The sequence below is a fragment of the Proteiniphilum propionicum genome, from assembly GCF_022267555.1.
GTDB lineage: Bacteria > Bacteroidota > Bacteroidia > Bacteroidales > Dysgonomonadaceae > Proteiniphilum > Proteiniphilum propionicum.
Genome location: NZ_CP073586.1, coordinates 946,789 through 968,205, shown reverse-complemented (window position 1 = coordinate 968,205; position 21,417 = coordinate 946,789). Strand labels below are relative to the sequence as shown.

Below are 21,417 nucleotides of genomic sequence, written 5' to 3'. Positions count from 1 at the left end.
TCTCAATCAATGTGCTGACAGCCAGTTATCACCTACTCCCAGGTCTGTTTTCAGCGGAACACTTAGTTTGCAGGCATTCTCCATCTCTTCCACCACTATCTCTTTTATTCTTCCCAGTTCTTCAGGAAAAACATTGAAATCAAGCTCATCATGCACCTGAAGGATCATTTTGGACTTCAGCTTCTCTTGCTGAAAACGATTGAATATTCGTATCATAGCTACCTTGATTATATCTGCGGCACTACCCTGAATAGGAGCATTAATGGCGTTCCTTTCGGCGTATCCGCGAACAGTGGCGTTGCGGGAGTTAATATCCGGCAGGTAACGCCTGCGGCCGAAGATAGTTTCCACAAATCCTTTTTCCCTGGCTTTGGAGATACTTTTATCCATGTAACTCTTCACACCGGGGAAGGTATCAAAATATCCATCTATCAGTTCTTTGGCATCACTACGTGAAATATTGAGCCTCTCCGACAATCCGTAAGGTGTAATGCCATAGATAATACCGAAGTTGGCTGTCTTGGCAATTCGTCGCATGTCTTCTGTTACCTCCTCTAAAGGAATTTTGTAGATTCTTGCGGATGTGGCAGCATGAATATCCTCTCCTTTATTGAACGCTTCCACCATATTTTTATCACTACTCAGATGTGCCATGATGCGCAGCTCTATCTGTGAATAGTCTGATGATGCAAATATACATCCTTCATCGGGTATAAACACTTTGCGCAACTCTTTACCCCGTTCATCGCGGATCGGTATATTCTGAAGGTTTGGATTTGTGCTGCTCAAACGTCCTGTTGCTGCAACAGTTTGATTGTATGATGTATGTATTTTCCCAGTTCGGGGGTTTATAAGCTGTGGAAAAGAATCGATATAGGTGCTAAGCAGTTTTTTAAGGCTTCTCTGTTCAAGTATTTTAGCGATGATTGGGTGTTTGGATTTGATCTTTTCAAGTTCTTCCTCACTAGTTTTGTATTGGCCAGTTTTGGTTTTTTTAGGCCTTTCAACAATCTTCATACGGTCAAAAAGCACTTCCCCCGTCTGTTTCGGGGAGTTCATATTGAACTCGGTGCCAGCCATCTCCATAATCTCTCTCTCTATCTGCAGAAGTTCGGCCGTATACTCCTTTGAGAGGTCTTTCAAAGCTTCCAGGTCTAACCGTACGCCTGTCCACTCCATGTCGGCAAGTACATGTATAAGAGGCAATTCAACCTCGTATAAAAGATGTGTAAGATTGTTTTGACTGATCTCTTTTTTGAGAATATTTTTAAGTTTTAGCGTGATATCGGCATCTTCAGCAGCATAATCCGTTACAAGGACCGGATCTACATCTCTCATATTTTTTTGATTCTTTCCTTTTGGGCCAATAAGTTCATCAATATGAATGGTCCTGTACTTGAGGTATGTTTCAGCCATGTAATCCATTCCGTGGCGGATTTCTGGATTGAGAAGATAATGAGCTATCATCGTATCAAAAAGTGCACCCTTTACATTGATATTGTAGTTACGAAGTTCGAGAATATCATATTTGATGTTCTGCCCTACCTTTTCTATACCCTCATCTTCAAAAAAAGTCTTGAAAATTTTTGTCTGTTGCAGCGCTCTATCACGATTAGCTGATATAGGTACATAATACGCTTCACCCTCAGTATATGCGAAAGATAGCCCTACCAGGTCGCTTAGAAGCGGATCAACACCTGTTGTTTCAGTATCGAAACAGACCGATTTCCGTGCACACAGTTTCTTGTTGAGTGCTACCATCTCCTCTTCCGATTGTACCATGATATATTGATGAGGAGTGGTATGAATATCAGCGAAATTAGACAGTAATTGAGTTTCTTCCGGCACGCTAGTGTTGTCAAACATCGAAAAGAGATCTCCCTGTACAGGTTCGTTTGATTTTTTCTTCTGAAAATCCTGTTTAAATACTCGCGTAATCAGTGTTCTAAATTCCAGTTCTTCAAAGATCTCCTGCAGAGCATCCTTGTCCATCTCCTTACGTATAAAGTCGTTCTCTCTAACCTCAATTGGTACATCCGTTTTTATTGTGGCAAGAAATTTCGAGAATAGTATTTGATCGCGGTTTTCTTCAATTTTGTTTTTCAATGCGCCTTTCAGTTGATCGTTGTTTTCGAGGAGATTCTCTATAGAACCGAATTGGTGTAGCAGTTTAATAGCAGTTTTCTCTCCTACACCGGGACAACCGGGAATATTGTCGGCGCTGTCCCCCATTAGCCCCAGAAGATCAATCATCTGCTCCGGGTGGGATAGGGCGTACTTTTCCATTACTTTTTTATCGTTTAGTACATCATATCCGCTACTTCCGTATTTTGGTTTGTAGATGAAGATATGAGTCTCTGTGAGCTGGGCAAAATCTTTGTCGGGGGTCATCATATATACATCGAAACGCTCTTTGTCGGCTCGTTTGGCAATAGTGCCAATAACGTCATCTGCCTCATATCCGGGAACCTCAAGAATGGGGATATTATATGCTTCAATAATTTTTTTAATGATGGGAACTGATAATTTGATATCTTCAGGAGTTGCATCTCGTTGAGCTTTATAACCCTCGAACTCTTTATGGCGGAAGGTAGGCCCTTCAGGATCGAATGCTACGGCAATATGTGAAGGATTTTCCTCGCGAAGCACCTCTTCAAGCGTATTCACGAATCCGAAAACAGCAGATGTATTACGTCCCTTTGAGTCTATCCTTGGGTTCTTAATAAATGCGTAATAAGACCTGTAGATAAGTGCGTATGCATCGAGAAGGAAAAGTCTGTTTTTATTCATACAATTTTTTACTTTTACAATTGTAACCATGGAACCTATGATATTTATGTTACTTGTATCATAATTTACTAAAAATAAATTTTAGTGGATGTAAAGTTACGAATATTTGTTGCTAAGCGGAGAATTATTTTTAATTTTGTGGGTTATTATAGAAACAGTGATGGATCAAAGTTCGGTCATAAAAGATTTTCTTCAGGAAGAACTGCTCCTTTTTGATGACTATTTACGCAAATCAGTAATAAGCAATAATCCCCGCATTACTGAGATGATTAATTTTATTTTTAGAACTAATGGCAAACAATTAAGGCCAACATTGGTCCTATTATCGGCAAAAGCATGCGGGCATATTATTCCCGAGACTTACCACGGTGCAGTAACGGTAGAATTGCTTCATACAGCCACTCTTATTCATGATGACGTGATTGACAGGTCTGAGATCAGGAGGGGAAAACAATCAGTTAACGCAGTATACGATAACACAAAGGCTGTTTTAGCAGGCGATTATCTCTTATCTGCTGCACTGGCCGAAAGCGTGAAGACAAGGAATCTTGATATAATCAGAATTATTTCTGAGATGGGGAAGAGTCTTTCAGAAGGAGAGCTGGAACAATTTTCACTCGCAAGTGAGATTATCATAGATGAAAAGGCTTACTTTAAAGTTATTGATAAAAAAACCGCTTCACTGATGAGTGTATGCACTACCATTGGTGCTATAACGGGTGGAGCGGACGCCGATACCGTTGAAAAGTTCAGCATGCTGGGAAGATTTTTTGGTTTAGCTTTCCAGATAAGAGACGATATTTTCGATTATTATAAGGCTGATGTAGGAAAGCCTACAGGCAATGATATTAGGGAAGGAAAAATTACCCTTCCTCTTATTTATGCTTTGCAAAACGCCCCTTCAGAGTTGGTAGAGGAGATGATGCAAATTATTCATTCCAGAGATTATTCAGATGATAATATTGAGCTGTTGTTACAGTTTGCAAAAGAACAGCATGGAATTGAATATGCTACAAAAATAATGAATGATTTTTTGACTAAAGCTGAGAGTATGATTTCAGATCTTACCGCAGTCAGTAGTGAAATACAGTTTCTGTTACATCTCTTTCTCTCTTATTTAAGAGACCGGGCCAATTAAAAAGAGGGTAAATTACATTGTGAATTTACCCTCTCATCATTAACACTCATGCCTGAGAACATAGTTTAATATACAATTTTTAAGGCTTTTTCTCTATTCTGATACAGCCTCTTTCATTTTTGTTCTCTTTTTTTACTTGATATCTATCAGTTTCGACTTGGAAACTTTCTCTTCTTTCACAGTAGGAATTTCTACAGTTAATACACCATTTTCTACCTTTGCAGAGATCTTATCTTTCTCAATGTTATCTGGTAAGATCATGGTTCTCTGGAACTGGGTATATGAAAATTCACGCCTGAGATAAACACCTTTTTCATCTTTATTTTCATGTTCGATTTTCTTTTCGAAAGAGATTACCAGGTTATTGTTTTCGTCAATTCTAACCAAACAATCTTCTTTCGTCATCCCAGGTGCAGCAACCTCTACTGTGAATCCTTTGTTGTTCTGCTGAATATTGATAGCAGGAACAGATTTGCTGCTGTTTTCCATCCATTCATTACCGAAAAAATCATTGAAAACACTCGGTAACCAGTTGCCGGTACGTCTGATAATTGCCATAATTTTGTCCTTTCTTTTGTTTATGTTTAAATTTATTTTTTTCTAAAAATTAAACCATTTCTTTTTTATCATATTTAGACTAACGAAATAGTTTTAGTTACACTATTGAAAGTGCAAAAGATATGCCGATACAGAATTAGACCTTTTATAACTCAAAAAGTGACAAAATGGCTTGATGTGCTCGAAAAACTCTATAAATATGAGAATTAAGGCGACAAAGTGGCAGGGTGGGGGGTGACTTATCAATTATGCTATGGTCATAAAAAAGAAAGGCGGACAAGAAATTCCGCCTTTCCAATGATTATGTATATCTGGATCAATATTCAAAGACTGTTTTTTCAGCAATCTCAGAGGTATTACTAATGGGAATAAGTGTGAAACCCCATTTGTAATCCCTGTTTGCAGGAATGCTGTACTCGGAAAGGGGGCGGGCTCCCCAGCTGTTGTATCCTGCAACGCCCTGCTGTTTCATATCTATACATACTTCTACAAAGTTCCGAGGAACAATATCGTTAATATGTGTCTGCCTTGGCCTGTTGTTTTTTGCTTCTTCCTCAGAACGTGATGCAATCTCTTCGCTGCTTAAATTATTCCACTGATAGGGACGGTGTACAGCCTCTTCGGAGTCGAAGTCTTCAATGCTGTTACGCAATGCATTAAAACCGATTGTACTATCGGCTACAACAAGTAACCCTTTCTTTTGGTTAGTAAAAGCTGCCCATCGGGTATCGGTTCTGTGCCCGTTTTCCTGGGGACGTACGTAAGGGTAGTACATCTCTTCCACAGTAGTTTTATAGAGACCTACTTTTGAACCAGACGCCCTGTCGATATAATTTTCGCCCGGGCCTTTCCCGAAATATTCCACGTTGTTCATAGATGTTGGTAAGCGGAAACGAATGCCTATTCTAGGGACGGTAAGCGATGATGAAGCTTTGCGAGCTGCTGATGCTTCAGGAGAAAAGGTTGCTGTAAGAGTAGCTTCTGATGCTGCAATCTGCTTCTCTTCCCTCTCTGCGGAGAAAAACTCTATACCAATTTTCATTATTCCGGACGGGTAAATTGTGTATTTCACCGTGTAAAGGTTACCGGCAGCAAGCAGGTAAGTTGTCTCAAGCACTGCATTATTTCCTTCGGAATAGGCTTTCGCATCAGTTACGTTGAAGTTTTTGCTCGATTGTTTCCATATTTGCAGGCGGTTTGGTGCACCGTTTCCGTAGTCGTTATCATTTGGACCACGCCAGAAGTTGGGTTGAATACCAAAACCCTTATCAAAATATTCAATTCCCTTTACTTTATAGGAGGTAGCTACTCCGGTTTTCATGTTAAATACAAAATTTACTACAGGAGATGATACTACTACTTTGTCTTTTGAATTATTTATTTTCAGAGAAGGCCCTTTTGGTTTATCGACATAAATCTGCTTCGATGCTGTTAACGGCAACTTGAATTGTTCAATTGCAACTAGATGATTTGCAGGAATAAGAGGTGTTTCTATTTTTTGAATTACCTCGAAGTTGATAAAGTATTCTCTGCCTGCTTTAGGCTGCAGGTTGCCTACTGGGACAGAAACTTCAGTACTCGTTTGAGGCTGCAGGGAAATCTGAAGTATTCCATCAGATAATATATTACCATTTTCAGTAATATTGAATTTGAATACGTAGTTATCGGTATCTGAAAAATATTGACGGTTGATAATCCTGAAAATTCCTTTGGTAAGATCAATTGCTTCAAAAGCAAAATTCTGATGAACATATTTTACTTCGGCCATAGAGGGGTGGGGGGTACGATCTGGATTCACCAATCCGTTGCAGAGAAAGTTACCGTCACTAGGCATATCAACACCGTAATCTCCGCCATATTTGTAATAATGGCGCCCGTTTTCGTCATAGGCCTCCATTCCTTGATCTACCCAATCCCATATGTAACCTCCCTGTAGATTGGGATATTTGTATATAGCCTCCCACTGTATATCAAGATTTCCGTTTGAGTTCCCCATTGCGTGTGAATATTCCGAGGGGATAACAGGACGGTCACTACCTTTTCTTCCTATTTCGTGGAGCCATGCCGCACTTGGGTATTGAGGTACATACATATCCGTATTAAAGTCCCATAGTCCCCGTTCGTAGTTTACAGGACGGTTCATAAAATTACGTTCCTGGTCTTTTAGGTATTTGTAGGTATGAAAAAAATTTATTCCGTTACCGGCTTCATTGCCTAATGACCATATGGTTACCGACGGATGATTTTTATTTCGTTCAAACATATTTACTGTCCTGTCCATGTGAGCCTGCTCCCATTCAGGATGTTTTGCAAGTGAGCGCTGGCCGTAATAAAGCCCGTGCGATTCAATATTTGCCTCATCATACACATACAGTCCATATTCACTGCAAAGTTCATAAAACCGGCGCGATTGGGGGTAATGTGAAAGACGTACAGTGTTGATGTTATGTTGTTTCATCAGCGTGAAATCCTTTTTCATCAGCTCTTCAGTGACATAGTGCCCAGTTTTTGGATTTGTCTCATGAATATTTACCCCTTTGAGTTTAATAGGCTGACCGTTTACAAGGAACAGCCTGTCGATTCTGTCACCCGTTTTAACTGTTTTTATCTCGATTCGGCGAAAGCCGACAGGGTAGGGGACTACCTCGCCTGAAGGCTCTCCCTCTTTTTTCACTGTGATAAGCAGTTTATAAAGGTTAGGATGTTCAGATGTCCATGTATCAACATCAGCCAGTTGAGCTGTGAAGGATATGGCATTTTCACCGTTGCTATGGATGCTGATGGGCTTAATATCTGATGCAACAATTTTTCCAGATGCATCTAGCAGCTCATAAGATACCTCAGCAAATGATGCACCTGAATTGTAGTTGCTTATTGTCGTCTCCAGCTCAAATATGCCATTTTTATAGCTATCGTCAAGAGTTGATTTAATTCTGAAGTCGCGGAGAGAAGTTTTGGGTTGCGACCATAGAAATACATCCCTTTCTATACCGCTCATACGCCAGAAGTCCTGGCATTCTAGGTAAGATCCTGTACTCCAGCGGAATATTTTCAGAACAATCGTGTTTTTTCCCGGTTTTACATACTTGTTTATTCTGAATTCGGCGGCTGTTTTAGAATCTTCGCTATATCCCACTTCTTTACCATTGATATAGACATATACGCCCGATTTTGCCCCATCTAAGCTAAGAAAAATTTCCCGGTCGCTCCAGCTTTCAGGTATATCAATCTCACGGCGATATACGCCAACGGGATTATCTTCGGGGAGGTAGGGTTGTTCAATCTTCGGATAACGTGTTTTCGGGTCACGCTCTACGAACTCATAAGGGTGATTAACGTAAATAGCCGTTCCAAATCCCTGCATCTCCCAGTTCCCCGGGACTCTGATCTCTTTCCAGCCGTCAAGCGAGACAGTTGAATCTGTAACATTTTCAGGGAGCTGTTTGTAAGAATCTACAAAATAAAAATCCCATGTCCCGTTTAGAGATTTGTAATATTTACTTTCTTCGAAACGTGTTTTTAACGCATCGGATTTATTGTCGTACGTCATAAATTGCGTACGTGGATGTTCCTTGTTTACTTTAACAACATTAACATCCTGCCAATAGGGTAGTTTACGCAAATCGGAAATAGCTCTGTATTCCTGTGCCGGTAATTGGAAAACAGATGAAATGCCGATAACTGCAGTCATCATTAAAAATTTGATTTTCATCTTATTGCTGTTTATAATATATTTGATTTCAATTTGTTTATATTTTAGACAGTAATACATCCGATAATCGGCTTGCACCAATACGGAAATGGTTTTTGTTGCACCATTCTTCACCCAGAACATCTTTCACTATGGTGTAATATTTTACAGCATCTTCAACAGTAGCTACTCCTCCCGATACTTTAATTCCGATCATACGTTTTGTTTTGAAATAATATGATTTTATTGCTTGGCACATTACATATACTGCTTCCGGTGTTGCGCCCGGGTAACCCTTACCTGTAGATGTCTTTAGGAAATCGGCTCCTGAATAGAGTGAGAGGATAGAGGCTTTGTGAATCTTTTCTGCTGTTTTCAATGCACCTGTTTCAAGTATTACTTTCAATGGAGCATTTCGACAAGCCTCTTTTATCTCTGAAATTTCTTCACACAACTCTTCATAATACTCCTCAAGAAAAAGTCCTACATTGAAAACAATATCTATTTCGTCTGCTCCATCGGCGATAGCAAGTGCAGTTTCGGCTACTTTCACCTCTGTGAAGGTTTGTGATGAAGGGAAGCCTCCCGACACACATGCTATTTTAACATTTGCTGTAAGCGCTTCCTTTACTATCTCCACAAAGTTAGGATATACGCAGATTGCAGCCACATTATCCACTTCGGGATTGGTACCATCGAAGGTATTTACCTGTTCTGTAAATTTCCAAACAGACTCTTTTGTATCTGTTGTGTTTAGGGTAGTAAGGTCTATGCAACCATAAAGCTTTTTATATACTTTCTGATTATTGTTCTCATTAAATTTTTCAGCGATTATTCCTGCTGTTTTTTCAGCTACTTCTTTATCCGTTAATTTGAACGGATGGTTACTTATTGCTTTGCTATATTTATCTGTTTCCATTTTCAGATTGGTTTAATAAGTTATAAAATAGGATTATGGTTCTAATTTCTTGTTATTTAGTTTACTGTTATTCTTGTGCCTTGATGAATCTCTTACAGTTTTTTTTATGATATTTTTTTTCAATGCATCTTCAAGGTCCACACCTGTCTGGTTTGCCATACAGATAAGTACCCATAATATATCAGCCATTTCATCAGCGATGTTCTTTGACAAGTCTGAATCTTTGAATGACTGATCGCCGTATGTTCTTGATATGATTCGTGCCAGTTCGCCTACCTCTTCGGTAAGTATAGCCATATTTGTAAGTTCGCTAAAATAGCGTACGCCAAAGCTATTAATCCAGTTATCTACCTGTTGTTGAGCTTCATTGATTGTCATTTTTATATTATTTTGCGCAGTATTTATTATCAGACATACAAACTTGATAAAGTTTGTATAATATTTGGAGCCGGATAAATTTATTCTTTTTGTTTTGAATCAATTAAAATTGTTACTGGCCCGTCATTGATAAGATGCACTTGCATATTGGCGCCGAACTCTCCTGTTTTTATCGGTTTCCCGAATGTATATATTAACCGTTCACAGAATTCTACATATAAAGGAATGGCAATATCAGGTTTTGCCGCACGAATGTATGACGGACGATTTCCTTTTTTGGTACTTGCGTGCAGCGTGAATTGTGAAACTACAAGGATATCACCATCAATATCCAGTACCGATTTATTCATCACTCCGTTTTCATCGTCAAATATACGCAAATTAACTGTTTTTTTGCACAAAAAATCAATATCTTCCGTAGTGTCGGAATCTTCGATACCCACCAATAGCATCAGACCGTTTTTTATCGTGCTTTTTACCTTTCCGTTTATGTGTACTGATGCTTGTGATACACGCTGGATGAGAATTCTCATAAATATTATATCTTGTCTGAAATTTTATGAATTGAAGAGTGGAGATTCGATAAAACTATTTTTTGTTACTTTCTGCAATCCATTTCAATATTTTATTGCCTTTGCTGTTGCCAATAAGTTTTTTTATTTCCTCTTCGTTCGATTCTTTAATTCTTTTTATACTTTTAAAATGAGAGAGAAGCTTTTTCTTTGTTTCGGGTCCAATCCCATTTACATTATCTAATTCTGAAATAATTTGCGATTTACTTCTTTTTTGACGATGAAAGGTAATCCCGAAACGATGTGCTTCATCACGCAAGTGCTGAATAATTTTTAACGTTTCGGAATTTTTGTCAATATATAGTGGAACTGGGTCATAAGGGAAATATATCTCTTCAAGGCGCTTTGCTATGCCGATAATTGCTATTTTACCGTAAAGCCCATTTTTCTGAAGAGATTCAACAGCAGCGTTTAGTTGTCCTTTACCTCCGTCAATCACAATGAGTTGGGGTAGGGGGGAGCCTTCGTTAAGCGCGCGAGAGTAGCGTCTTTCTACAATCTCGCGCATTGATGCGAAATCATCAGGGCCTGCAACGCTCTTAACGTTGAAATGGCGATAGTCTTTTTTTGATGGTTTACCTTTTTTGAACACCACACATGCTGCAACCGGATTTGTTCCCTGTATATTGGAATTGTCAAAACATTCTATATGCCACGGCATCTCTTTTAACTGCAAATCTTTTTGCAGGGTTTTCAGGATTCTTGTAGTCCGCTGTTCCGGGTTTAGCATTTCTGCTTTTTTCAATTTATCTATTTTGAATTGTTTTACGTTCTTCTCAGAAAGAGAGAGGAGTTTACGCTTATCGCCACGCTGTGGAATGGTGAACTCTACATCCGATAATTTCAGATCCGGGATAAACGGAACAATAATCTCTTTCGATTTGCTTCCGAAACGATCACGCATCTCAATAATTCCCATACTTAGCAATTCCTGAGCACTTTCATCGAGTTTCTTTTTATATTCAAAGGTATATGCTTGGTTTACTGAGCCATTAACAACATGAAGATAGTTAATGTATGCAGAGTTTTCATCCTCTTCAATTGAGAATACATCAAGATTATAGTTTGTATTGCTGACTACTTGAGATTTCTCTCTGAAGTTCTGAATAAGCACCAATTTTTCTTTCAACTCGTGAGCCTCTTCGAAACGCAATTCATTTGCAAGCAGCTGCATCTTCTCCTGAACCTGTTTTTCAATAATTGCAACATTTCCTTTTAATATTTCAATAATTTCCTCAATATTCTTATTATATTCTTCAAGTGTCTGTAACCCTTCGCATGGGCCGTTGCATCTTTTAATATGATATTCGAGGCAAACTTTGAATTTTCCCTCAATAATATTTTCAGGAGTAAGATTGAGTCTGCATGTACGTATTTTATAGACTTTTCTGAAAATGTCTAAAAGGGTATTTACAGATTGAACTGAGGTATAAGGCCCAAAATATCTTGATCCGTCTTTCACAATATTTCTTGTTTTGTAAACTCTCGGGAAAAATTCATTTTTTACTACAATATAAGGGTAGGTTTTGTCATCCTTTAGCATCACGTTGTAACGTGGCTTTAGTTGTTTTATAAGATTATTTTCAAGTAGGAAGGTGTCTTCTTCGGTGTTTACAACTATATATTTTATTTTTCTGATATTTCTTACAAGAATTCTGGTTTTAGGATGTTCATGATTTTTGTTGAAATAAGATGACACTCTTTTTTTCAGATCTTTTGCCTTGCCAACATATATAACTGTGCCTTTCTCATCTATAAACTGATAACAGCCCGGAAGATGAGGAATTACGGCAAGTGTATTTTTTATCTCTTCTGACATTTTAGCAAGTAGCAATTGCTGCAAAATTACAAAACTGAATTTTTCAAAAAATCTTTTTCGGGTTAAAATTTAAATTTTTAATTACCATCGGTAGATATTGCTTTTTATAAGCATTATAAATTTTATTGGTTTTTTTGTTGACCTGTTATTTGATCTACTCACTAATTTAAGCTGATGATTATTCGTTGAATTTAAGAAGTGAACTAACTTCCACCTCTTCAGGGAAATGCTTCCTGCCTTTAAGTTCTACTAATTCTATAAGAAAATTAATAAAGATTTTTTTCACCCCAAGTTTTTTTACAAGATTATATGCTGCAGCCATTGTCCCTCCTGTGGCTAGTAAATCATCATGCAGCAGGACTACATCGTTTTTTGTTAATGCGTCTTCATGGATTTGTATTGCGTCATTTCCATACTCTTTTGTGTAGGTTTCCTCTATAACTTTATATGGAAGTTTTCCAGGTTTCCTTATTGGCACAAATCCAGCTCCAAGTCTTACAGCTAATGCGGGGCCCAAAAAGAATCCCCTTGATTCAATACCTACTACTTTTGTTATACCTCTATCCTTGTACTGCTCATACAAAAGGTCTGTTAACTCTTTCAAGTGAGTTGGTGATTGGAATAGCGTTGTGATATCTTTAAACTGAATTCCAGGAATTGGGAAGTCCGGAATATTTCTAACAGCTGATGTAAGTGTCTCTATGCTCATTTTTAATATATTTTATTTTGATTTTTCACTGTTCCACGTGGAACATTTACGGTTTTATCGTCCTAAGAGGACAAGCAGCACAGAAATGTCATTGGGGGAGACCCCCGGTATTCTACTTGCCTGTGCAATGGTTCCCGGGTTTATTTTTGTAAGTTTTTGCCTTGCCTCGGTAGATAACGACTGTATTTCAGTATAGTTGAACTTGTCTTTGATACGGATCTCCTCCAAACGGGTTATTTTGTCTGCCATTATCTGTTCCCGTTTAATGTAGCCGCTATATTTTATTTCGATATTAGCACATTCAATTATTTCTTCCTTCCGGTCAGCAATCGTGTCAAGGGTTTCTTTAAGAGGAGTCACATTGTCAGACATCAATGACAAGTCGATATGAGGACGTGTGAGCAGGTCTATCAGCTTCACGCCATGCTTTAGCGGAGTTGTACCGATATGCTCCAGGAATGGGTTTATCCTTTGTGGTTTGATTGAAAAGTTTTTTACAAAATCTATTATTTTTCTCACTTCTTCCTCTTTTGCTTTCAAAAGGTGCATTCTGCTTTCCGAGGCTAGCCCTAAGTTATATGATTTTTCTGTGAGCCTTTCGTCTGCGTTGTCCTGGCGAAGGAGAATGCGATACTCAGCGCGTGAAGTGAACATTCTGTAGGGTTCATCCACACCTTTTGTTATCAGGTCGTCAATAAGTACGCCTACATATGCTTCGTCTCTTCTCAGTGTAAATGGATTTCCTCCATGGCAATTTATATGAGCGTTTATCCCTGCTATCAGCCCCTGTCCGGCTGCTTCTTCATAGCCGGTTGTACCGTTGATCTGCCCCGCGAAAAAGAGATTTTTCACTAATTTTGTCTCAAGCGTAGGGTACAGTTGAGTAGGGTCAAAAAAGTCGTACTCTATGGCATATCCCGGGCGATAAATATGAACATTCCTAAATGCCGGAACAAGTTTCAAAGCTTTCAGCTGTGTTTGAAGGGGCAGGGAAGAGGAGAAACCATTGAGATAATATTCGTGAGTAGTTTCTCCCTCGGGCTCAAGGAACAGCTGATGACTGGTTTTTTCGGAGAAAGTAACAATTTTTGTTTCAATACTCGGGCAATAGCGGGGTCCGATACTCTGTATTTGTCCATTATAAAGAGGAGAGTCGTTCAATCCTTCTCTAATTGCTTCATGTACTTTTTCCGATGTATATGTTATCCAGCAACTGAGCTGCTTCAGCTCCCGCTTTACATTGGGTAAATATGAGAATTTGTGAAAACTATCATCATCCCCTTTCTGTTCTTCCATAAGAGAAAAATCAACAGAACGGGCATCTATGCGTACAGGTGTACCCGTCTTCATCCTGTCGGTTTTAAACCCTTTTTCGCATAGCTGCTCTGTCATGCCGAGAGAGGCTGGCTCAGCAATACGGCCCCCGCCAATCTGTACTTTGCCGATATGTATTAATCCGTTCAGGAATGTTCCGTTGGTTAGAATAACTGCTTTCGCCAAAAATTCTACTCCCATGCGGGTTTTAACACCGGTAACTATTGACCTGTCAAATGTCAGTTCGGTTACCATATCCTGCCACATATCAAGGTTTGGTGTGTTTTCAATTATTTCACGCCAGTTTTCGATGAATTTCATACGGTCGCTTTGTACACGCGGGCTCCACATGGCAGGTCCTTTCGATCTGTTTAGCATACGGAATTGAATAGCGGTTTTGTCGCTTACAATACCCATCTGCCCACCCATAGCATCAATCTCGCGCACAATCTGCCCCTTTGCAATGCCGCCTACAGCGGGATTACAGCTCATTTGGGCGATCTTGTTCATATCCATTGTGATAAGCAGTACCTTAGAGCCCAGGTTGGCCGCTGCTGTAGCAGCTTCGCATCCGGCATGCCCGGCACCAACAACAATTATATCGTACTTAAAGTTCATCTTGTAATATAAATATTCTATTTCTGCCCTCTGATAAGTAAATGAATTTACTCTGCACCTGTTTTATAAAGCAGTACCTTTTATGCTTATGCAAAGATACTAAAAAAGAAAAAGTTAAGAATATTCTAACTGTTAATTACAGGTAAGGTTGTTTTAAGCGTCACTAAGCCAATTGTATATGGAGGCAGACCGATAGTTGGCCGCTATAATCTCTATTGTAATTGCCACTAAACGTGTGGTTTGTGTGGGTTGCCCGTAAATTTCAATTTTCCCCCGGTAGTGAAATCACTGTCCATAATGTCCGTATAAGCCTTCTTATCAAACTTGGTATAAAAAAGTTTTCAGTATTATGTTATATGGAATATTAATGCTTCGTTAAAACTTCATTTATAATACTGACAGTCAACAATTTATGCCAGATCCCCAAAAAGTGCCATACTCTATTGATATTCAGAGAACTATAAGAACTGTTTTAAAAAAATTACCGAAGTATTGGAATATAAAGTGACTAGTATAATAAGTTTTGTTTATTCAAATGTATGTTTCCAAAAGTATATTGTATTCCCTAATGTAAATATTTAATATTTATACAGATAATAGTTTCAGAGCATCGTTTTCAGCTGCACGCATCAATCTGGCATCGGTGGCTGACTTGTCGTCAATCCCACATAAATGTAATACTCCGTGTATAATAACACGGTGCAGTTCCTCTGTATATTCAGTACAATACTTTTGTGAATTGGAATTCACTGTATCGAGACTGATAAAGATATCTCCCGATATTATATCACCTTCGGAGTAGTCGAAAGTGATAATATCTGTATAATAGTCGTGATTCAGGTAGTGAAGGTTAATCTCCAGTATTTTCTCATCGTCACAGAAAATATAAGAGATATCTCCCACATTTTTACCATAATTTTTCGCAACGGTTCTTATCCAGTTTGCAGTTTCTCTATTTTTTATTGCAGGAAAATCAACATTTTCCACATGAAAAGTAACAGCCATATATTTAACATTTATTTACTTTGAGAATTGCCTTATTTCAACCGAAAAAGAGATAGGCCACGAAAATGGCCGCAATTACACCGGTCAAATCAGCCAAAAGCGCGCAGGGAACGGTGTAGCGTGAATTCTTGATGTTCACTGCACCATAGTAAACGGCAACAATATAGAAGGTGGTGTCGGTTGCTCCTTGGAGTACGCTCGATAGTCTCCCGGTGAAAGAATCGGCGCCAAACGTTTTCATTGCATCAATCATCATCCCTCGTGCTCCGCTACCGCTTAACGGTTTCATCAGAGCCGTGGGCATACTATCCACCCAGCGTGTATCGGTGCCCGTCAACGCCACAAGGTTTCGCAGTCCATCCATCAAAAAATCCATCGCTCCTGAAGCGCGGAAAACACCTATACCCACCAAAATGGCAATGAGGTATGGTATGATGGAGACAGCGGTTTTAAATCCATCTTTTGCACCGTCAATAAAGGCATCGAAGATATTGATTTTTCTTTTCAATGCCTTTACAATAAAAAGCACTATAATGGTAAACAGAATGATGTTTGCTGCCAGGCTGGAGACAATATTGATTTTTTCCTGCGGCATTGATTGAAATATCAGTACGGTTCCAGTAATAATTCCCAACATTACAAGTATAAAGCTTATTATCGCTTTGCTGAAAATATTGATTCCTTGCTTAAGGCAGACGGCAATCATGCCGGCAAGAGTAGCAGCAAATGTGGTAATCATTATGGGAATAAACACATCGGCAGGGTTAACAGCTCCCAGCTGAGCGCGGTACACCATGATGGTGACCGGAATAAGCGTCAGTCCCGATGCATTTAACACAAGAAACATAATCATGGGGTTTGATGCCTCCTCTTTGTTTAGGTTGATTTCTTGCAACTCCTGCATCGCTTTCAATCCAAAAGGTGTGGCTGCGTTGTCGAGTCCAAGCATGTTTGCCGATATATTCATCAGAATGGATCCTGATGCCGGGTGATTCTTTGGAATGTCGGGAAAGAGTTTCGAAAAAAGTGGTGCAACTGCCTTTGAGAACAATTCAACCATTCCTCCGCGTTCGCCTATTTTCATCACGCCAAGCCATAGAGCCAGCACACCCGTAAGTCCCAGCGAGATCTCAAAACCGGTTTTAGCTGAATCGTAGGTGGAATTCATGATTTCGTTAAACACATATATATCTCCGAAAAAGACAAGCTTAACTGTCGCTACTATAAAAGCGACCAAAAAAAATGCAATCCAAATGTAATTCAATACCATACTATTCGAGACTATGCTAGGATCATCAATTAAACGGATCTCTGACCAGAAATCTGTCAAAGATACAATTTAAGCCTTTTAATTAAAAGGAATTGATTTATTTTCTATCTTTATAATTCTGAGGAACCGGATTTACACGACATCCATTTGATTAAATCATACCCGGCAAAGTCCGACCGTAACCATTTAGAATATCATACCCGGCAAAGGCTTCTTATTTGCCTGGCACTAACCGGAAAGGTAGATTTGGTTACAGTCATTAATCACACAATCAGTAAGTTGAAGTATTATAAATATATATATCGTATGCAATGGAAAGATTTTTTATATTTCCGGAGTGGTTCAAAAATTGCGGTAATTCTTTTGTTGATTCTTATCGTGTTAACTTTAATATTGAATAGCCTGCTTCGCTATAGGAACTCATCCGGGTTTATTGTTGAGCAAAATGACTCATTGATAAGAGAGTTTGAAGAATTCCGTAACAAATTGAAGGAGCATGAGGAGGATTATTTTAATATCGGAACGGAAAATGATTCAGCTGAAATTTTTTCAGGAAGGGATAATTTTTTAAAAGAACCCACAGTACCGAGGGATGAATCGCCTGGAGACCGTAAATCTTATTCAAGATCGGAAAAACTGTCAGAAGGCCAAATGATCATTTTAAACAATTCTGATACAGTTGATTGGAAAAAGATACCTGGTATAGGCAGTATCTACGCCTCCCGTATTGTTAAATACCGTGATCTGCTGGGTGGCTTCGCAAGGGTTGAGCAGCTTTTGGAGGTTTATGGCATTGACAACGAGCTGTACTCTAGCATAATACCATATATTTATATTGAAACGAATACCAATTTACGCAAAGTTCAGGTCAATAAGTCTGAATTCAGGGAGATGTTGCGGCATCCATACCTTAATTACAAACAGGTTCAGGCCATCATCAACTTGCGCAGACGAAAAGGAGATATTGTTTCCATCAACGAGCTTTCTATGCTCGATGAGTTCACCACAGACGATATCTACCGTCTTGAACCCTACCTTGAGTTTTAATCGTATTAAAAAAGATCAAAAATATTTTTTCAAGATTGATGAAACGGAGGAGTAGTATCCGCTACCGAACAGGTTTAAATGTACAAGCAGGTAATATAATTGGTATAGATCAATTTGTTGAAGATAGTTTTCGGTTTTAGGGATGATTTCGTGATATGCGTTGTAAAATTCGGTCCCGAAACCACCGAAGAGGCCGCTCATGGCAATATCTACCATGGAATGGCCATAATAGACAGCAGGATCGATAAGGCAGGGGACACCATTGGTTGAAATGAGGTAATTTCCTCCCCATAGATCTCCATGTAAAAGAGAGGGTTTCGCATCGCCAAATATTTCTTGAAACAGAGGGATAACATCTTTTTCTTTTGGTATGATATTCTGCTGTATCAATCCGGCTTTAAGCGCCGACTGAAGCTGAGGGAGTATACGTTCGAACCAATAAAATTCCGCCCAGCCGGCATGGGTGTTATTCCGTTGTGGAAGACTCCCAATAAAATTATCTGTACTGAATCCGAAATCCTTCTGTGAGCAGTGGTGTAATTCGGCCAGCACTTCTCCAAAACGAATATAGTCAGACATATCGGGGCGTTTACTTTCAATAAAGTCCATCAAGAGAAAGGCTTTCCCCTCTATGGTATCTGCGAGATGCACATGAGGGACAGCTATGGTTTTTGTCTGTTCAATGGTTTGCAGTCCTTTTTGTTCCGCGTGGAACATCTCCAAAGCACAAAGGTTTGAATTTACCTTCAGAAAATATTTCCGGGCTTCAGACTCAATAAGGTAGGCAGAAGATATATCTCCTCCCGATACTGGTTTCGTGGAGATAATTTTTTCTGAAATTCTTGTAGAAATATAAGAGAGGAGTTTAAACATCTTTTTATTGCAGTTAAAAAAGACTCTTCATAACTAGCAAGATTATTAAGGTCTATTTTAACTATTATTCAGTTGACAATGCTTCGATATTCTCTTTTAGCAGGGCTATTTTACTTTCGGCATCCGCCTGTTTTCTGCGCTCGTTTTCCACTATCTCCGGTTTCGCGTTCAGGACGAACCGTTCGTTGCCAAGTTTTTTTAATACCGACTGTAAAAATCCCTCTGTATAGGCCAGCTCTGCTTTCATCTTACTGAGTTCGGCTTCCACATCCATCTTATCAGCAAGGGGAACGCTGTATTCCGTTGTTCCTACAAGGAATCCCGAGTCGCCAGGCTGTTTCTCGATGGCCGCAGAGATGCTTGACAAGTTGCACATCTTTAGTATAATACTGTTGTATTTACTGTTATGGCTACCAATAACCTGTAACTGAAGCTCATCCCTGTTTGGAATACTCTTTTCCAACCGTATGGTTCGCACTCCGGCAACCACCTGTTTCATCTCTTCGAACCCGTCAATCAGAGTTTTATCTATTGTCTTTTCTTTAGGTTGCAGAGCAGTCATTATGCTCTCTCCTGTCTCTCTTGTGTACAGTGCCTGCCACAACTCTTCGGTAATGAATGGCATAAAAGGATGCAACAGTCGCAGCAAGGCATCGAAATATTTTAGCGTTGCCCTATATGTATCAGCATCCAGAGGCTGCTGATATGCCGGTTTTATTATCTCCAGGTACCAGCCTGAGAATTCATCCCAGAAAAGCTTATATAGAAGCATTAATGCTTCGGAAAGCCGGTATTTAGAGAAGAGGTCGTCAATCTCCGAAATAGTCTCCGATAATTTTACCTGAAACCATTCTACAGCTATTTTAGACGATTCAGGCTGGGTGATATTCTTGTCAATTTCCCATCCTTTTACAAGACGAAACGCGTTCCATATCTTGTTATTGAAATTACGCCCCTGTTCACAGAGTGTTTCATCGAAGAGGAGATCATTTCCGGCAGCTGAAGAGAGTAACATTCCCATGCGTACGCCGTCGGCACCATATTTATCCATCAGCTCAACAGGATCGGGTGAGTTGCCTAACTGTTTCGACATCTTCCTTCCCTGTTTATCACGCACGATCCCCGTGAAATAAACATTCCGAAAACATGGTTCCTGACGGTACTCATATCCCGACATGATCATCCTGGCAACCCAGAAGAAGATGATATCGGGCCCGGTAACAAGGTCGCTGGTGGGATAGTAATAACTGATATCCTTGTTTCCGGGTCTGTTTATGCCGTCGAAAACTGATATAGGCCACAGCCATGATGAGAACCAGGTGTCCAAGACATCTTCATCCTGTTTCAGGTCGTCGATGGTGATATCATAATCAACCTGTTGGCGTGCCTTTTCCAAAGCCTCTTCTTTGCTCATAGCTACCACATACCCCCCTTTCGGCAGGAAATAGGCAGGAATTTGATGACCCCACCACAGCTGACGGCTTATGCACCAGTCCTTTATGTTTTCCATCCAGTGGCGGTAGGTGTTTTTATATTTTTCGGGATAGAATCTGATAGTGTCATTTTCAACCGCATCAGCAGCCGGTTTGACCAGTGGCCCCATTTTCAGGAACCACTGCATTGATAGCTTCGGTTCAATAATCTCATCGGTACGTTCCGAGAATCCAACCTTATTAGTGTAAGGCTCTGTTTTGTCGAGCAAGCCTGCTTTTTCCAAATCCTTCTCAATCTGCTTACGTACCTTGAAACGGTCCATTCCCTCATACTGCATTCCATTTTCATTGAGGGTACCATCGTGGTTAAAGATATCAATAGCCGGGAGGTTATATTTTTCTCCCAGTACATAGTCGTTTATATCGTGTGCAGGTGTTACTTTAAGACAGCCCGTACCGAACTCCACATCAACGTAATCATCTTCAATGACGGGAATAACCCTGTTGACAAGAGGGACTATCACTTTTTTCCCTTTCAAATAGGCATTCTTCGGGTCGTTGGGATTGATGCACATTGCCGTATCGCCCATGATGGTTTCAGGGCGTGTAGTAGCAACCACCGCGTAAGCGCCATCAGGATCACCATCAATCTTGTATCTTAAATAATAGAGTTTACCGCTTACCTCCCTATGGATCACCTCCTCGTCAGAAAGAGCCGTAAGGGCTTTGGGATCCCAGTTCACCATACGTACGCCCCGGTATATAAGTCCTTTTTCGTACAGGTCGCAAAATACACGCAGTACGCTTTCGGAACGAACATCATCCATGGTGAAAGCTGTTCTGTCCCAGTCGCATGAGGCCCCCAGTTTTTTCAGTTGCTCCAGAATAATCCCTCCGTGCTCGTGAGTCCATTCCCACGCGTGCTTAAGAAACTCTTTTCTGCCGAGGTCGGTTTTTTTTACTCCCCGCGATGCAAGCCTGTTCACCACTTTTGCCTCGGTGGCGATTGAAGCGTGATCAGTTCCCGGAACCCAGCAAGCGTTTTTTCCCTGCATACGTGCCCTGCGTACCAGCACATCCTGAATAGTGTTGTTAAGCATATGTCCCATGTGGAGTACTCCGGTTACGTTTGGCGGCGGTATGACAATGGTGAATGGTTCACGATGATCTGGTTCAGAATGGAACAATTTATTGTCCATCCAGTACTTATACCACTTCTCTTCTACTTCTGCAGGATTGTATTTGCTTGCAATCTCCATCTGATTACCTGAATTTATTTAAGG

General features: G+C 39.8%; 15 protein-coding genes. 2 read left to right on the top strand and 13 right to left on the bottom strand.

Annotated elements, in window-relative coordinates; translation table 11 throughout:
• Window positions 1–6: 6 nt before the first annotated feature.
• Window positions 7–2,790, bottom strand: a complete 2,784-nt coding sequence (polA, locus tag KDN43_RS03620; protein WP_238868327.1) for a DNA polymerase I — start codon at window positions 2,788–2,790, stop codon at window positions 7–9.
• A gap of 160 nt (window positions 2,791–2,950) precedes the next feature.
• Here polA and KDN43_RS03615 point away from each other — a divergent pair, with 160 nt between their 5' ends.
• Complete coding sequence (locus KDN43_RS03615) at window positions 2,951–3,928, top strand: polyprenyl synthetase family protein (RefSeq protein ID WP_238868326.1); 978 nt, start codon at window positions 2,951–2,953, stop codon at window positions 3,926–3,928.
• Window positions 3,929–4,060: 132 nt separating this feature from the next.
• Here KDN43_RS03615 and KDN43_RS03610 read toward each other — a convergent pair whose 3' ends face one another.
• The 10 genes from KDN43_RS03610 to KDN43_RS03565 all read right to left on the bottom strand — a co-directional run bounded on the left by KDN43_RS03610 (window position 4,061) and on the right by KDN43_RS03565 (window position 16,781).
• Window positions 4,061–4,486, bottom strand: coding sequence for an Hsp20/alpha crystallin family protein (locus KDN43_RS03610; protein WP_238868325.1), 426 nt, complete (start codon window positions 4,484–4,486; stop codon window positions 4,061–4,063).
• Between the two features lie 316 nt (window positions 4,487–4,802).
• Window positions 4,803–8,198, bottom strand: a complete 3,396-nt coding sequence (locus KDN43_RS03605; RefSeq protein WP_407681779.1) for a glycoside hydrolase family 2 TIM barrel-domain containing protein — start codon at window positions 8,196–8,198, stop codon at window positions 4,803–4,805.
• A gap of 37 nt (window positions 8,199–8,235) precedes the next feature.
• Window positions 8,236–9,096 (bottom strand): deoxyribose-phosphate aldolase, encoded by an 861-nt coding sequence (gene deoC / locus KDN43_RS03600; RefSeq protein ID WP_238868324.1) that lies wholly within the window; start codon window positions 9,094–9,096, stop codon window positions 8,236–8,238.
• A gap of 33 nt (window positions 9,097–9,129) precedes the next feature.
• Complete coding sequence (locus KDN43_RS03595; protein ID WP_238868323.1) at window positions 9,130–9,474, bottom strand: nucleotide pyrophosphohydrolase; 345 nt, start codon at window positions 9,472–9,474, stop codon at window positions 9,130–9,132.
• An 80-nt stretch (window positions 9,475–9,554) separates the two neighbouring features.
• Window positions 9,555–10,007, bottom strand: a complete 453-nt coding sequence (gene dtd, locus KDN43_RS03590) for a D-aminoacyl-tRNA deacylase (RefSeq protein WP_238868322.1) — start codon at window positions 10,005–10,007, stop codon at window positions 9,555–9,557.
• A gap of 55 nt (window positions 10,008–10,062) precedes the next feature.
• The gene (gene uvrC / locus KDN43_RS03585; RefSeq protein ID WP_238868321.1) at window positions 10,063–11,865 is read right to left on the bottom strand and encodes an excinuclease ABC subunit UvrC; all 1,803 of its coding nucleotides are present in this window, start codon (window positions 11,863–11,865) and stop codon (window positions 10,063–10,065) included.
• A gap of 178 nt (window positions 11,866–12,043) precedes the next feature.
• Window positions 12,044–12,574, bottom strand: coding sequence for an adenine phosphoribosyltransferase (locus KDN43_RS03580; protein WP_238868320.1), 531 nt, complete (start codon window positions 12,572–12,574; stop codon window positions 12,044–12,046).
• A 54-nt stretch (window positions 12,575–12,628) separates the two neighbouring features.
• Window positions 12,629–14,506 (bottom strand): tRNA uridine-5-carboxymethylaminomethyl(34) synthesis enzyme MnmG, encoded by a 1,878-nt coding sequence (gene mnmG, locus KDN43_RS03575; RefSeq protein WP_238868319.1) that lies wholly within the window; start codon window positions 14,504–14,506, stop codon window positions 12,629–12,631.
• A gap of 585 nt (window positions 14,507–15,091) precedes the next feature.
• Window positions 15,092–15,511, bottom strand: coding sequence for an rRNA maturation RNase YbeY (gene ybeY / locus KDN43_RS03570; RefSeq protein ID WP_238868318.1), 420 nt, complete (start codon window positions 15,509–15,511; stop codon window positions 15,092–15,094).
• Window positions 15,512–15,548: 37 nt separating this feature from the next.
• Window positions 15,549–16,781, bottom strand: coding sequence for a nucleoside recognition domain-containing protein (locus KDN43_RS03565; protein WP_238868317.1), 1,233 nt, complete (start codon window positions 16,779–16,781; stop codon window positions 15,549–15,551).
• Window positions 16,782–16,928: 147 nt separating this feature from the next.
• On the opposite strand from KDN43_RS03565, the gene KDN43_RS03560 reads away from it, so the two are divergent.
• The gene (locus KDN43_RS03560) at window positions 16,929–17,828 is read left to right on the top strand and encodes a helix-hairpin-helix domain-containing protein (protein ID WP_238868316.1); all 900 of its coding nucleotides are present in this window, start codon (window positions 16,929–16,931) and stop codon (window positions 17,826–17,828) included.
• 15 nt (window positions 17,829–17,843) lie between these two features.
• Here the strand turns inward: KDN43_RS03560 and KDN43_RS03555 are convergent, their stop codons facing one another.
• Together KDN43_RS03555 and KDN43_RS03550 are read right to left on the bottom strand one after the other, a co-directional pair.
• On the bottom strand, window positions 17,844–18,701 hold the full coding sequence (locus tag KDN43_RS03555) for a fructosamine kinase family protein (RefSeq protein WP_238868315.1): 858 nt from the start codon (window positions 18,699–18,701) through the stop codon (window positions 17,844–17,846).
• A 64-nt stretch (window positions 18,702–18,765) separates the two neighbouring features.
• Window positions 18,766–21,393 carry a valine--tRNA ligase gene (locus tag KDN43_RS03550; RefSeq protein WP_238868314.1) on the bottom strand — a complete coding sequence of 876 codons (2,628 nt, stop codon included), beginning with the start codon at window positions 21,391–21,393 and terminating at the stop codon, window positions 18,766–18,768.
• Between the last annotated feature and the right edge of the window lie 24 nt (window positions 21,394–21,417).

What these genes read in the sequence shown, in the direction of transcription:
- deoC (WP_238868324.1), bottom strand. Translation starts at nt 9,096, where the DNA reads ATGGAAACAGATAAATATAGCAAAGCAATAAGTAACCATCCGTTCAAA.
- dtd (WP_238868322.1), bottom strand. Translation starts at nt 10,007, where the DNA reads ATGAGAATTCTCATCCAGCGTGTATCACAAGCATCAGTACACATAAAC.
- KDN43_RS03555 (WP_238868315.1), bottom strand. Translation starts at nt 18,701, where the DNA reads ATGTTTAAACTCCTCTCTTATATTTCTACAAGAATTTCAGAAAAAATT.
- mnmG (WP_238868319.1), bottom strand. Translation starts at nt 14,506, where the DNA reads ATGAACTTTAAGTACGATATAATTGTTGTTGGTGCCGGGCATGCCGGA.
- polA (WP_238868327.1), bottom strand. Translation starts at nt 2,790, where the DNA reads ATGAATAAAAACAGACTTTTCCTTCTCGATGCATACGCACTTATCTAC.
- KDN43_RS03565 (WP_238868317.1), bottom strand. Translation starts at nt 16,781, where the DNA reads ATGGTATTGAATTACATTTGGATTGCATTTTTTTTGGTCGCTTTTATA.
- KDN43_RS03605 (WP_407681779.1), bottom strand. Translation starts at nt 8,198, where the DNA reads ATGAAAATCAAATTTTTAATGATGACTGCAGTTATCGGCATTTCATCT.
- KDN43_RS03550 (WP_238868314.1), bottom strand. Translation starts at nt 21,393, where the DNA reads ATGGAGATTGCAAGCAAATACAATCCTGCAGAAGTAGAAGAGAAGTGG.
- ybeY (WP_238868318.1), bottom strand. Translation starts at nt 15,511, where the DNA reads ATGGCTGTTACTTTTCATGTGGAAAATGTTGATTTTCCTGCAATAAAA.
- uvrC (WP_238868321.1), bottom strand. Translation starts at nt 11,865, where the DNA reads ATGTCAGAAGAGATAAAAAATACACTTGCCGTAATTCCTCATCTTCCG.
- KDN43_RS03615 (WP_238868326.1), top strand. Translation starts at nt 2,951, where the DNA reads ATGGATCAAAGTTCGGTCATAAAAGATTTTCTTCAGGAAGAACTGCTC.
- KDN43_RS03610 (WP_238868325.1), bottom strand. Translation starts at nt 4,486, where the DNA reads ATGGCAATTATCAGACGTACCGGCAACTGGTTACCGAGTGTTTTCAAT.
- KDN43_RS03580 (WP_238868320.1), bottom strand. Translation starts at nt 12,574, where the DNA reads ATGAGCATAGAGACACTTACATCAGCTGTTAGAAATATTCCGGACTTC.
- KDN43_RS03595 (WP_238868323.1), bottom strand. Translation starts at nt 9,474, where the DNA reads ATGACAATCAATGAAGCTCAACAACAGGTAGATAACTGGATTAATAGC.